Below are 12,418 nucleotides of genomic sequence, written 5' to 3' on the forward strand. Positions count from 1 at the left end.
CGACGAGGGTCATTGCTGTTACAAATAATACGCCAGGCTCTGCAGCTCGGCCGTGAAATCCGCATGATGCACACGCACTTCACTGGGCACCTTAATGACGATCGGGGCAAAATTGAGCACTGCCTCTACGCCGGCAGCGACGAAGTTGTTCGCCACATTTTGCGCTTCGGCCGCCGGCACTGTAATAATCCCGATCCGAACGCCGAGCCGGGCGATCGTCTCCACCAGCTCCGACATCGGCTGTACCGTCAAATTGTTAATCGTCTCTCCCCACTTGGATGGGGATGCGTCGAACACGGCGACGATCTTCATCTCTTCCCGCAAATAAATATTATAATTGCACAGCGCACGGCCGAGATTACCCGCTCCGACAAGGGCGACCGGGATATGGCGGTCGAGCTTCAAGATTTGCCGAATTTTCTCAATCAAGTAGTTGACATCATAGCCGATGCCCTTCTTGCCGAATTCCCCAAAATAAGCAAGATCTTTGCGGATTTGAGCCGGATTCAGGTCCAGCTTCTGCCCGAGATCCTGTGACGATACGGTCAGCACGTTCTTCATCGCCAGCTCGTTAAGGTGACGCAAATAGATCGGCAGTCTGCGTACGACCGCTTCGGATATTTTAGGTGTTTTCAACCCGTTCCCCCTCCATCCACTCTTGGATCCGCGCCGTCAATTGCTTGCTCGGCATATGCTCGATCTTCGGCCCCGGCAGCGAATACAAGAAATATTTGCCGTAGTTCGTCTCGAGAACGCGGGTATCGTAAATAATGACGATGCCCCGGTCAGACGCTCGTCTGACAAGACGCCCGAAGCCTTGCTTGAAGCGAATGACCGCTTGCGGAACCGACAGCTTCATGAAAGGGTTCTGGTTGTTTTTCTTGATGAGTTCGCTCTTCGCTTCCGCTAGCGGATGATTCGGCGGCTGGAACGGCAGTCGAACGATCGCCAAACAGCTCAGCGCATCGCCCGGAATGTCGACGCCTTCCCAGAACGAGCTCGTGCCAAGAAGCACCGCCGCGCGGCTGTCCTGGAATTGCCGGAGCAGCTTGCTGCGGTTGCCGCTGTCGACGCCTTGGCCGAGCACGCCGATATCGTGCGGCTGCAGCCGCTCCTTCAAGCCGGCATGCACCTGCTTCAGCATCCGCGAAGATGTGAACAACACCAGCATGCGGCCGCGGGTGACGAGCGCCACCTCGGCCAGAGAATTCAGCAGCGCATCGACGAATATCGCTTCGCCGGCGGCTCCGCCTTTAATATTCGGGAAATCCCGCGGAATGACGACGAGCGCCTGCTTCCGGTAATTGAAAGGCGACGGCAGCTGAACCGTCTTCAGCTTATCCGTCCCGTTCTCCGCCTCGAATGCGGCCGAAAGACCGAGCTGTTCCCGCATATAGTCGAACGATTTATCGACCGACAGCGTCGCGGACGTAAGCACGATGCTGTCTTTCGTATCGAAAAAATGCTCCTGCAGCAGCGGGCTCACGTCGTGCGGAACGCTCACCAGCGTCAGCGAACGGCTCTTCATATAGGCTCCGGCTTCCATCCAATATACGTAGTCGGGATCCGGCAGCCGCATGAAGAAGCGCAGCGAGTCGCGGTAGCGGAACAGTTCCTTGAGCGTTCCGTTCAGGTCGGTTACGACGCTCTGCGCATCGTATTCGTCCTGCATCTCCTTCAGCTCGCCGACCAGCTTCTCCAGCGGCTTCACGATATCCGTGACCGTCAAATAAAAGTTATCTTCGAGAATTTGCAGCTCCGGCCATACGGAAGGCGGCGACTCGGGCTTGATACGGAGCACAAGCTGTCCGTTCTCGAATTGGGACGGATCGGAGCTTGACGCCGACAGCAGCTCATACAGCCTCTCGCATAGCGCATCCCACTGCTCCTTCGCCCGCACGGCCTTCGGTCCCATCTCTTCAGCCGTCTCGAGCCATTTGGCAGCCCGTTCGTCGCCGGCGTGCTGCTGCAGCCGGAATTGCAGCGTCGGCAATTGACCGCTGCGAATGTCCTTGTACAATCGCTGCAGTGTTCCGGTGACGCCGAAATAAGGAGTCTCGACGCCGAGATGCTTGGAGGCGACTTCCTCGAAGTGATGCGCCTCATCGATCACAAGATGCTTATACGCAGGCAGCAGCCGGTTTTCCGCCTTCATATCGGTAAACAAGAGGGAATGATTCGTAATAATAAGATCGGAAATATTGGCCTCATGTCTTGCCCGATGATAGAAGCACTTCTTGAACCACGGACATGCGCGGTTCAAGCAGGAATCCGTATCGCTCGCCACTGTATGCCAGAACGCTCCCCCGCGCTGCGGAAGGTGCAGCTCTTCCTCGTCGCCGTGCTTGGTTTCCCCCAGCCACACGATCATCTGAGCGGCAATCAGGATATCTTCCTTAATCGGCTCATAGTCCTGCGCATTGATTTTGTGCTCGAACTTGCGAAGGCACAAATAATGGCTGCGCCCCTTTAAGACGGACGCCCGGAAGCGGGCGGGAAACAGCTCCTGCAGCAGCGGAATGTCCCGGTCCCGAAGCTGCTCCTGAAGGTTGATCGTATGCGTGCTTACGACGACCTTCCGGTCGGTTTTGATGCCGAAATAGAGGGCCGGAATAAGGTAGCCGAGCGATTTTCCCGTTCCCGTACCGGCCTCGATCATGAGATGCTTGTCGCTCTTCAGCGCTTCCTCGACCTCGCGGATCATTTGCTCTTGTGCGGCACGATCCTCGTAAATTTCAAATTTGGTGCGCAGCGTATCTTTGAATTGGGCCATGAATTCTTCAAAATCGGGTGTCAGCTGCATCGCCTCGACTTCGTCGCGAAACGCTTCCTCTTCGTCCCAATTGTCGACATTTAGCGTGAACTGGCGGAAATAGCGTCCCGCTTCCGGGTCCGCTCCGGCCTGCTGCTCTTTAAAAGCGGCGACCTCCTGCAGCAGCCAGCTCATGTCCGTACCCGTTCCTTCGAACAGGTGATTCAAACGCTGCACCGTCAAAAGCGGCAGCGACAGCAGCTTGTGCAGGCAGACAAGCCAAATCTCCGCCGTTACCTCGGCATCGCTGTCCGCCTGATGCGGCCGTTCATGGTCGATCCCGAACGACCCGGCTACTGCCGACAGCTGCAGGCTGGACAGCGCCGGGAATAGAAAACGCAGCGCTTCCATCGTATCCAGAACGCGGCCGCCGAACGGTCGATACCCGGTTCGCGCGAGCGCTCGCTGAAGAAACCCGAAGTCAAAGGCGACGTTATGGCCTACAAGTACGGCGTCCTCGAGCAGCGGCTGCATCTCCGACATCACTTGGTGAAGCGAAGGCGCATCCTTGACCATCTCATCGGTAATGCCCGTTAGGGCCGTAATAGAAGCAGGTATACGCGTCCCCGGGTCCACCAAGGAGGTATACCTGTTCGTCAGTTGAAAATCATCTATAATGACCAGGCCGACTTGGATAATATCGTCCGTTTGTCCGCTGCCTGTCGTTTCGAAATCAAGCACAGCAAATTTCATGGTACATCCTCTCCCCAGCTTGCTCCCCTTAGCATACCAAATTTCGATGCAAAGGGATAGCGCTTCAGCCTAAGGAGCTTCTCCCCAATGGTGCTGAATCGGCTGCCAGCCGGCAAGCAGCGGCTCGACGCATTCCGGCGAGCTGGCATACGCCTTCTTGAAATATTCGCAAGCTTTGGCGACATTTTGATTGTGCATCTGGATGCAGCCCATGGCATTGTACGTGATCGCCTTCATTTTTTCGTTATCGGTAAGGGGCAGCAGAAATTGAAAATGCCGGTACGCTTCCGCCGTATCGCCGAAGCGCAAATACGCCATGGCCAAATAAATGCGGGCTAACAAGAAATCCGGCTCGACCTTCACGAGCTCCTCGAACTCCCGGATCGCTTCCTTGTACATCAGCAGCTTATAATACCCTTGACCGCGGGCAAAATGCTCCGACTGCTGGGCTGACGCATCCAGTTCGAGCAAATTGTTGTGCAGCCAAGTCGATGGATCGGCGTTCGTTTTCAGTACGGTGCCCATTTTCTCTTCGAACAGCAGCCACGACTCGATAAACTCGTCGCTCATCGTCTTCAGGACCTGCAGCTTATCGTCCAGCTCCTGCTTCTTGGCCCCGGCGGCTGTCGGATATTCCTTCGCAATCTCATCGAGTACTTCGTTCATTGTGGAGAACAAATGCTTGAACACGGGCATTCCTCCCACCTGCACGTAGTTGCTTGCGTCCTGTAGTTTCGTTTTCCTCATTGTGTGTTCCGGGCACGCATTTCATGCATGGGGAAGGCCGGCATTACAGAACGGTCGAATGCTCCTCTTCCTTGAGAAGCTGGACCACCTTGTTGCCCTCTCCCATAATCGCGACGACGGGCTTGTGACGGCGGGCTTCCTCATCGGACATGGACGCATACGATACAATAATAATTGTATCGCCCGTCTGCACCAGCCTTGCGGCGGCGCCGTTCAAGCAAATGACGCCCGAGCCGCGCGGCCCCGGGATGATATACGTTTCCAGTCTGGCCCCATTGTTGTTGTTGACAATTTGGACCTTTTCGTTCGGCAGCATGTCCACCATCTCGATCAGGTCCTGATCGATCGTAATGGAGCCGATATAATTCAAATTCGCTTCCGTGACGGTGGCGCGGTGAATTTTCGCTTTCATCATCGTACGAAACATGGTTCCTCACACCTTTCTCGGAATTATCGTATTGTCGATCAATCGCGTCGCACCGAATTTTACGGCGAGGGCGACGATCAGGTCGGAGCCGCCGTTCGGCGACCAGGAATCGACCGGTTCGAAGCCCGGAAATGTTACGGCTTCCGCGTAGTCAATGACCGCGAGCGGCGCCGTCCGGATATGCGATGCAATCAGCTGCTTCAGCCCGGCGATATCGATAGCGTCTTTGCTATTGTTGACGTAATCTTGGGCAAGGCGCAGCGCCTGCGACAGCACGACCGCTTGTGCCCGCTCCTCGGCGCTTAAATACACATTGCGGGAGCTCTTGGCGAGTCCGTCCTCTTCGCGCACCGTCGGGCAAGGAACGATCGTGACGCGAAAGTTCAGGTCATCGACCATCTGGCGAATAACGGCTACCTGCTGCGCGTCCTTCATGCCAAAATAGGCGAAATCGGGTTCGACGATATGAAACAGCTTGCTGACTACGGTAGCGACCCCGTCAAAATGTCCCGGACGCGATACCGCGTCCAAAATCGATGTCACCGGTCCGTTCACCGTTACCGTCGTGCGGGGCGGGTGAGTCGGATACATTTCGGCCACGGACGGCAGGAAGACCAAATCGGCGCCGGCGGCATCTGCGATGGCGAGATCCCGCTGCGTATCCCGCGGGTAGCGGGAGAAGTCCTCGGTCGGACCGAACTGCAGCGGGTTGACGAATATACTCAAAACAACGACGTCCGACTGCTCCCGGGCCCGCTCCAGCAAGCTGCGGTGACCTTCGTGCAAATAGCCCATCGTCGGCACGAACCCGATCGTACGGCCCTGCTCCCGCCGCGGGCTCAGCTGGCTGCGAAGCTCTTGAATCGTTTGAATGACTTCCATATGTGCTTAGGTCCTCCTTAGGACTTGCCGTATAACGACGTCAACGTTTCGTTGTCGCCCTGAAACGCATGCTTCTGCTGCGGAAATTTGCGCAGCTTGACGTCCTCTACATACTGTGCAATGCCGCCGCGGATCGTTTCGCCGATATTCGCGTACGTTTGGACGAACTTCTTGGCCGGACCGCCGGCGTCATACTTTAGCAAATCGTGAAATACCAGCACTTGTCCGTCGCAGCCGGCGCCTGCGCCAATGCCGATTGTCGGCACCGCGAGCTGCTTGGAAATCCATTCGGCGACATCCTCGACGACGAGCTCCAATACGATGGCAAACGCTCCGGCCTGTTCCAAAGCAAGAGCGTCCTGCAGCAGCTTTTGGGCCTGCTCCGCACTTTTTCCTTGCACCTTGTAGCCGCCGATTTGGTGTACCGATTGCGGGGTTAGCCCGAGGTGGCCCATCACCGGTATGCCGGCTTGAGTCAGCGTATGGACGGTTGGGGCGATCTCGGCTCCGCCTTCCAGCTTGAGCGCTTGCGGCATTCCTTCCCTCATCAGACGGCCGGCATGCTGAAGCGTCGCATCAATGCTTCCGTGGTATGTCAAGAACGGCATATCGGTTACAATGAACGTTTGCTTGGCGCCGCGTGTGACCGCCTTCGTATGATGAAGCATGTCTTCCAGCGTTACTGGAATGGTCGTATCATATCCGAGCACAACATTCCCCAGCGAATCGCCGACTAGAACGATGTCCGCTCCCGCTTCTTCGGCAAGCTTCGCCGAAGGGTAGTCGTAAGCCGTCACCATCGCGATCGGCTGCCGATCCTGCTTCATCTTCCGCAGCTTGGACACCGTGGCCGGTTTGCGGGCTTCTCCTGGCATATGCCATCCCTGCTTCCCTAGTAAAATAGAAAAACCCTTCCAGCGCGAGCCGTAAGGGTTCATTGGGCAGTAAGGTCATCATGAAACGTGACGTTGACCTTTTCTGTCTCGGTCCTTGCGGCTCAGAGCAGAATCCGACAATCTTCTTCGTACATACGTTATGCAGTTTCACATAAAATCGACGTGCTCCGAGTGCAGTTCCAGAAGATACCGCCTCTTGGCACGATTATAGCAGAGCTCCCAGGAAAAAGATACCCCCCGGGAGTTAAACGGATCGAAAGTCGCTCACCATTCGGCTGCCCGATTGGAACGGGGCTTTGTCCGCATTTAGCGCAGCTCGACCTCACCGGAAAAAATGCGGGTCTGCTGCCCGTCCGGCAAACGCACGACAAGTCCGCCGTGTTCGTCCAGCGCTTCCGCTACGCCCTCCAATTCGCCGTGCGGCGAAGCAACCCGGACCGTACGGCCAAGCGACGCCGAGCCCGCCTCCCAAAGCGTGCGAATCGGAGCGAATCCGGCTTCGTGGTACAAGTCGTACAGCTGCTCGAACTGCTCCAATACGGAGGCGATCAGCTGCTCCCGATCGATGCGTCGGCCCGACTCGATCGCAAGCGAAGTCGCCCGTTCCTTCAGCTCGGGCGGATAATCGTCGGGCTGCAAATTCACCGAAATGCCCATGCCCGCAACGATATAGCGGAGCCGTTCGTCCTCCGCACTTGTTTCGAGCAGGATGCCGGATATTTTTTTGCCGCCGATGAGCAGATCGTTCGGCCATTTAATCATGACCGGCACGTCGACGACCTTTTGAATGCCGCGGTTTAGGGCCACGGCGGCCAGCAGCGTGAGCTGCGGCGTAAAATGCAGCGGAATGCGCGGCTTCAGCACCAGCGTCATATACACGCCCGTTCCCGGCGGCGAATGCCAGCTTCGGCCCATCCGCCCGCGTCCCATCGTCTGCTGTTCGGCAATGACCAGCGTGCCTTCCGGCTCTCCGGCGGCGACGAGCTCATGCGCCTTCGTTTGCGTCGAATCCAGCGTTTCGAAGATGTGCAGCCTTCGGCCGAACGATTTCGTCCGGAGCAGTCCCTGCAGCCGGTCGGCCTTGATCCTGTCGGGCGTCTGCACAAGACGGTAGCCGCGCTTCGGTACCGCTTCAAATGCGTACCCCTCTTGACGAAGCGCTTCGATATGCTTCCACACGGCGGTTCTCGATACGTCAAGTCTACGGCTGAGCTCGCCGCCGGATACAAACCCGCCGCGGTGCTCTTCCATAATGCCTAATATACGATCTTTCATCGCGCGCCCGATCTCCCATCGTGATTGGAGTTATGCCCCTATTGCTCTAGCTAGAACGCTGCTGCTCGCGGAGCCTTCGGGCCTCGGTCAGCAGCGGCTCACGCTCGTTCCGCAGCTCGCCGAGCGCCACGCGCACGAGCAGCTTGTGCAGCAGCTCGCCGAGCCATGGGCCGCCGCGCTCGCCGAGCGCCGCCTGCACGTCCGCACCGCCGACGGCGAGCTCCTGCAGGGTGGCCGCCGGCAGCGCAGCCAGCCATACTGCGCCGCTGTGCAGCGCCTCGCGCTGCGGTCCGTCCGGCGGCGCGGCGGCTGCGCGGAGCGCCAGCCAGCGCCGCAGCGCCTGCACGCCGTAGCGAAGCGCCGCTCGCACCCACGCAGCGCGCACGGACTCGGCGTCCGCAGCCGCCTGCTGCGCGAGTGTGGCGTCGCAGGCCAGCACGGCCCCGACGGCCTCCATGCGCCTCTTGGCGAACACCAGCGCCTGCATCGCCTGCAGCGATGCGTCGCTGTCCACGCCAAGCAGCGTCCACAGCAGCGCCCACTTCGTTTCGGGCTCCTCCAGCTTCGTCCAGCGCGCCTCCAAGCCGCGCGCTCCCGCATCGGCCTCGTGGCCGGCCGACCGAATCGCAGCCGCCGGTACCGGCGGCCTAACGTCCTTTCCCGGCTCGTCCGGCCGGTGCTGCTCATTTGGGGCGCCTGAGCCGGCGCTCCCTCCGGCCAGCTCGCTCCCGCGGCCCCAATCGACGCCGGTCGGCACCTTGAAGTGCCGCCACAGACCGCTCTCCGCGAGCAGCTGCAGCGAACGCACCGGTGCGCGGCCCTCGACCATGCGCTCGAGCTCGGCGCGGCACCGCTCCATCGCGACATGCCGGAGCAGCGGCGCCTGCTCCTGCAGCGCGGCCCACGTGCCGGCCTCGATCTCGAGGCCGTAAGCGGCCGCAAACCGGACGCACCGCAGCATGCGCAGCGCGTCTTCGCCGAACCGCTCCCGCGCTTCGCCGACGCAGCGCAGAACGCCGCGGCCGAGGTCGTCCCGCCCGCCATACGGATCGTACAGCCGCCCGTCCGCATATTCCGCCATCGCATTCATCGTAAAGTCGCGGCGCTGCAAGTCCGCGTCTAGACTCGTCACGAACTCGACGGTTTCCGGGCGGCGATAATCGGCGTAGTCCCCTTCCGTTCGGAACGTCGTCACTTCGAACGCGGGACCGCCCCTCTCCGGTATGACCGTCACCGTACCGTGCTGCAGACCGGTCGGCACCGTATGCGCAAAAAGCGACATCACCTGCTCGGGCAGCGCGGATGTCGCAATGTCCATATCTTTTACCGGAAGTCCGAGCCAGCGGTCGCGCACGCAGCCGCCGACGAGAACCGCTTCATAACCTGCTCCCGTCAGTGTCCGCAGCACAGCGTGAGCGCCGCGCTCCATCTCGTACTCATTACTCACAAGCGAATCTCCTTACCAGCAAACTAGCAATCCAATTGTTGCTCCCGGATCGATTCCGGCAGCTCGCGCCCCAGCACACGGTAATAAATCTCCTCGTATTGTCGCGTAATCCGGTCGTTGCAGAACGTGTACCGCGCCCGATGCAAGCATGCCTCCCGTACACGGGCATACAGCGCCTCGTCCTGCAGCAGCTTGACCGCATAGGCGGCCATCGACTCGGTATCGCCGATGGCGGCGAGGAAGCCGGCTTCGCCATGCGTGACGAGCTCCGGAATGCCGCCCGCATTCGAGCCGACGGTCGGCACCCCGCAAGCCATCGCCTCCAAGGCGACGAGACCGAAGCTTTCCTTCTCCGAAGGCAGCACCATTAAATCCGCCAAAGAGATAATTTGCGCCACGTCGTCCTGCTTGCCGGCGAATATTACCTTCTCCGTCAAGTCCAATTCACGCACTCTAGCCATTACCTTCGGCAGGTCCGGACCTTCGCCGACAAACAGCAGCTTGGCCGGAACCTCCCGCTGCACCTTCTCAAACACGTCGACGACGTCGGTTACCCTCTTCACCGGCCGGAAATTCGAAATATGGATCAGCAGCTTCTCATCCGGACGGGCATAATCGAGCCGCAGCTCGCCGACGTCGCGCGGATAGTACACCCGCTTGTCCACAAAATTGTACGCAAGGTCGATGGGACGTACGATATCGAGCGATTCCACCGTCTCCCGAATCAAATCCTGCGATACGGCCGTTACCGCATCGCTATTGTTGATCGCATACCGAATCAGGTCGCTGATCGAAGCGTCTTGTCCGAGCACCGTTATGTCCGTTCCGTGAAGCGTCGTTACGACCTTCAGCTGCTCGCCGACCATCTGTTTCGCCAGCAGTGCGCATACCGCATGCGGAATCGCATAATGAACGTGCAGCAGGTCCAGCTTCTGCATCTGGGCGACCTGCGCCAGCTTGCTAGCCAGCGACAAATCGTACGGCGGGTAGCGGAAGACGTAGTAATCGCTGACCTCCACCTCATGATAAAAAATGTTGCGATCGAATCGTCCCAGCCGAAACGGCATACTGTGTGTAATGAAATGCACTTCGTGGCCGCGCTCCGCCAAAATTTTCCCCAGCTCGGTCGCAACGACTCCCGACCCGCCAAGCGTCGGATAACACGTAATGCCTATCTTGATTCTATCATTCACCCGAGTGCCTCCATCCAAACGTACTAAGCCGCCGGCAGGTCAAAACAGCCCGATCAACAGCGGCGCTTTCGACACGAAGCCTTCGGCATACGGCACCGAGCGCTTCTGTCCGAGCAGCCGGTCGCGCGCCTCAACCCGCTCTACATAGACTTGGTTCAGCGGCGTTTGCACCGTGTCGGACCCGGTCCGTTCGAATTGCGAGCGATACGCTCGAAGCGAAGCAAGCTTCTTCTCGTACACGTCCGAGACGTCCACCATTACGTCGGCAGCGGCTACATCGTTGATAAAATAAAAATAAACGTGTTCAACGTTCACCGCCGGCAGCTCCGGCATATACTTGCGGAGCTTCGCGTTGAACAGCGCCTCCTGTACGAGCTGAGAGCATCGAACGTGATCCGGATGACGGTCTTCCCAATACGGTGCGAATACGACGCGGGGTCTGCGCAGCCTGAGCTCGCGGACGATCGCATCGATCTGCGCTTGATCTCCTCGCAGCCCCCGATCCGGCATGCCTAAATTCGACCGCATCGCAAGCCCCAAAATGCCGGAAGCCTCGGAAGCTTCCTGCTGGCGAAGCAGCGGTGTCCCGTTCGAGGACAGCTCCGCATACGTCAAGTCGCATATGCCGACCTTGCGTCCGGCCGCCGCATGCTTCGCCATCGTACCGCCCATGCCGATTTCGACATCGTCGGGGTGAGCACCGAAGGCCAGTATGTCGAGCCCTTCCTGGATTTCCATGATCGACGCTCCTTCCGTTCCTGCGTAAATGGCTTTTACGCCGGCCCAAGTCCCGGCTTGTACTTCTCTACCAGCTCGCGCCAGCCCAGGTCGCCTCGCTCCAGCGCTTTAATAAGCAGCTCGGCCGTCGCCAAATTCGTCGCCACCGGAATGCCGTGCACGTCCGCAAGCCTCAGCAGCGCCGTAATATCCGGCTCGTGCGGCTGCGCCATCAGCGGATCCCTCAGGAATATAATGAGATCCATCTTATTCTCGGCAATAAGCGCGCCGATCTGCTGGTCGCCACCGAGCGGCCCCGACATAAAGCGATGAACGGTTAATTCCGTGTTGTCCATAATACGCTGTCCCGTTGTCCCTGTTGCATACAAGTGGTTACCCTGCAGTACCTGCTCATAAGCGATGACGAAATCGACCATCTCTTCCTTCTTTCGGTCATGCGCGATTAGTGCGATATGTATGCTCATCCCCCGTACCCCTTTTCCGTTAATCAAGAAAATGCTCGAAGCCGTACACCATGCCCGTCGTCTCCATCACCTTCTGTACGGCGACTTTGACGCCCGGCATATAACCGGCCCGTTCATACGAGTCGTGGCGGATTTTCAGCGACTGTCCGAAAGCGCCGAACATCACTTCCTGCTGTGCGAATACGCCCGGCAGCCGCACGCTGTGAATCCGGAAGCCGTTATAATAGCCGCCGCGCGCTCCTTCCAAAATTTCGTGCTCGTTCGGGTTGCCCTGCTTCAGCTCCTGCCGGTTTTGCGCTATCAGCTCGGCCGTCTTGATCGACGTCCCCGAAGGCGCGTCCAGCTTCTGGTCGCCGTGCGCTTCAATAATTTCCACATGAGGGAAATACTTCGCAGCCTGCGCGGCGAACCGCATCATCAGAATCGCTCCGATGGAGAAATTCGGCGCAATCAGCCCGCCGATGCCCTTCTCCCGGCACTGCTTGTCCAGTTCGGCAATTTGCTCCGGCGTAAAGCCGGTTGTACCCATTACCGGCCGTACGCCGTACTGAATGGCCAACTCCGTATTCGGCATTGCCGCTTGCGGCGTCGTAAAATCAACGAGCACATCCGGCCTCGTCTCGGCGAGCGCCTGCCCCAAATCCGCCGTTACATAGATGCCGCACTCCTCGAGCCCGACCATCCTTCCGGCATCCACAGGCCCCGCCGAGCGGGCTATGGCTGCTGCCAATTCCAAATCCGGATCCGTCAATACGAGCTTAACGACTTCCCGCCCCATGCGTCCGCTTGCTCCTGCTACTGCGACACGAATAGCTTGTGACATATAGTGGTGCACCTTCCCTTG

At 58.7% G+C, this 12,418-nt stretch carries 12 protein-coding genes; all 12 read right to left on the reverse strand.

Features of this window, described 5'->3' with window-relative positions; translation table 11 throughout:
• Nucleotides 1–18 precede the first annotated feature (18 nt).
• The 12 genes from ACFFK0_RS20630 to dapB all read right to left on the reverse strand — a co-directional run bounded on the left by ACFFK0_RS20630 (nt 19) and on the right by dapB (nt 12,397).
• Complete coding sequence (locus tag ACFFK0_RS20630) at nt 19–636, reverse strand: redox-sensing transcriptional repressor Rex (RefSeq protein WP_377472229.1); 618 nt, start codon at nt 634–636, stop codon at nt 19–21.
• The gene (locus ACFFK0_RS20635) at nt 623–3,505 is read right to left on the reverse strand and encodes an ATP-dependent DNA helicase DinG, 3'-5' exoribonuclease type (protein WP_377472230.1); all 2,883 of its coding nucleotides are present in this window, start codon (nt 3,503–3,505) and stop codon (nt 623–625) included. The genes ACFFK0_RS20630 and ACFFK0_RS20635 overlap by 14 nt, the downstream gene beginning before the upstream one ends.
• 69 nt (nt 3,506–3,574) lie before the next feature.
• Nucleotides 3,575–4,195: a tetratricopeptide repeat protein gene (locus ACFFK0_RS20640; RefSeq protein WP_377472231.1), complete on the reverse strand. Its 621-nt coding sequence runs from the start codon at nt 4,193–4,195 to the stop codon at nt 3,575–3,577.
• Nucleotides 4,196–4,295: 100 nt separating this feature from the next.
• On the reverse strand, nt 4,296–4,679 hold the full coding sequence (gene panD / locus ACFFK0_RS20645) for an aspartate 1-decarboxylase (protein WP_377472232.1): 384 nt from the start codon (nt 4,677–4,679) through the stop codon (nt 4,296–4,298).
• A 6-nt stretch (nt 4,680–4,685) separates the two neighbouring features.
• A complete protein-coding gene (gene panC / locus ACFFK0_RS20650; protein WP_377472233.1) occupies nt 4,686–5,561 on the reverse strand; it encodes a pantoate--beta-alanine ligase in 876 nt (291 codons plus the stop codon).
• Between the two features lie 17 nt (nt 5,562–5,578).
• Nucleotides 5,579–6,436 carry a 3-methyl-2-oxobutanoate hydroxymethyltransferase gene (panB, locus tag ACFFK0_RS20655; RefSeq protein ID WP_377472235.1) on the reverse strand — a complete coding sequence of 286 codons (858 nt, stop codon included), beginning with the start codon at nt 6,434–6,436 and terminating at the stop codon, nt 5,579–5,581.
• Between the two features lie 327 nt (nt 6,437–6,763).
• Nucleotides 6,764–7,732, reverse strand: coding sequence for a biotin--[acetyl-CoA-carboxylase] ligase (locus tag ACFFK0_RS20660; RefSeq protein ID WP_377472236.1), 969 nt, complete (start codon nt 7,730–7,732; stop codon nt 6,764–6,766).
• A 46-nt stretch (nt 7,733–7,778) separates the two neighbouring features.
• On the reverse strand, nt 7,779–9,179 hold the full coding sequence (locus ACFFK0_RS20665; RefSeq protein WP_377472237.1) for a CCA tRNA nucleotidyltransferase: 1,401 nt from the start codon (nt 9,177–9,179) through the stop codon (nt 7,779–7,781).
• Nucleotides 9,180–9,202: 23 nt separating this feature from the next.
• The gene (bshA, locus tag ACFFK0_RS20670; protein ID WP_377472238.1) at nt 9,203–10,372 is read right to left on the reverse strand and encodes an N-acetyl-alpha-D-glucosaminyl L-malate synthase BshA; all 1,170 of its coding nucleotides are present in this window, start codon (nt 10,370–10,372) and stop codon (nt 9,203–9,205) included.
• A gap of 39 nt (nt 10,373–10,411) precedes the next feature.
• Nucleotides 10,412–11,110 (reverse strand): bacillithiol biosynthesis deacetylase BshB1, encoded by a 699-nt coding sequence (gene bshB1, locus ACFFK0_RS20675; protein WP_377472239.1) that lies wholly within the window; start codon nt 11,108–11,110, stop codon nt 10,412–10,414.
• A gap of 35 nt (nt 11,111–11,145) precedes the next feature.
• The gene (locus ACFFK0_RS20680; RefSeq protein WP_377472240.1) at nt 11,146–11,574 is read right to left on the reverse strand and encodes a methylglyoxal synthase; all 429 of its coding nucleotides are present in this window, start codon (nt 11,572–11,574) and stop codon (nt 11,146–11,148) included.
• A gap of 19 nt (nt 11,575–11,593) precedes the next feature.
• Nucleotides 11,594–12,397, reverse strand: a complete 804-nt coding sequence (dapB, locus tag ACFFK0_RS20685) for a 4-hydroxy-tetrahydrodipicolinate reductase (RefSeq protein WP_377472241.1) — start codon at nt 12,395–12,397, stop codon at nt 11,594–11,596.
• Between the last annotated feature and the right edge of the window lie 21 nt (nt 12,398–12,418).

It is taken from the genome of Paenibacillus chartarius (assembly GCF_042432825.1).
GTDB lineage: Bacteria > Bacillota > Bacilli > Paenibacillales > NBRC-103111 > Gordoniibacillus > Gordoniibacillus chartarius.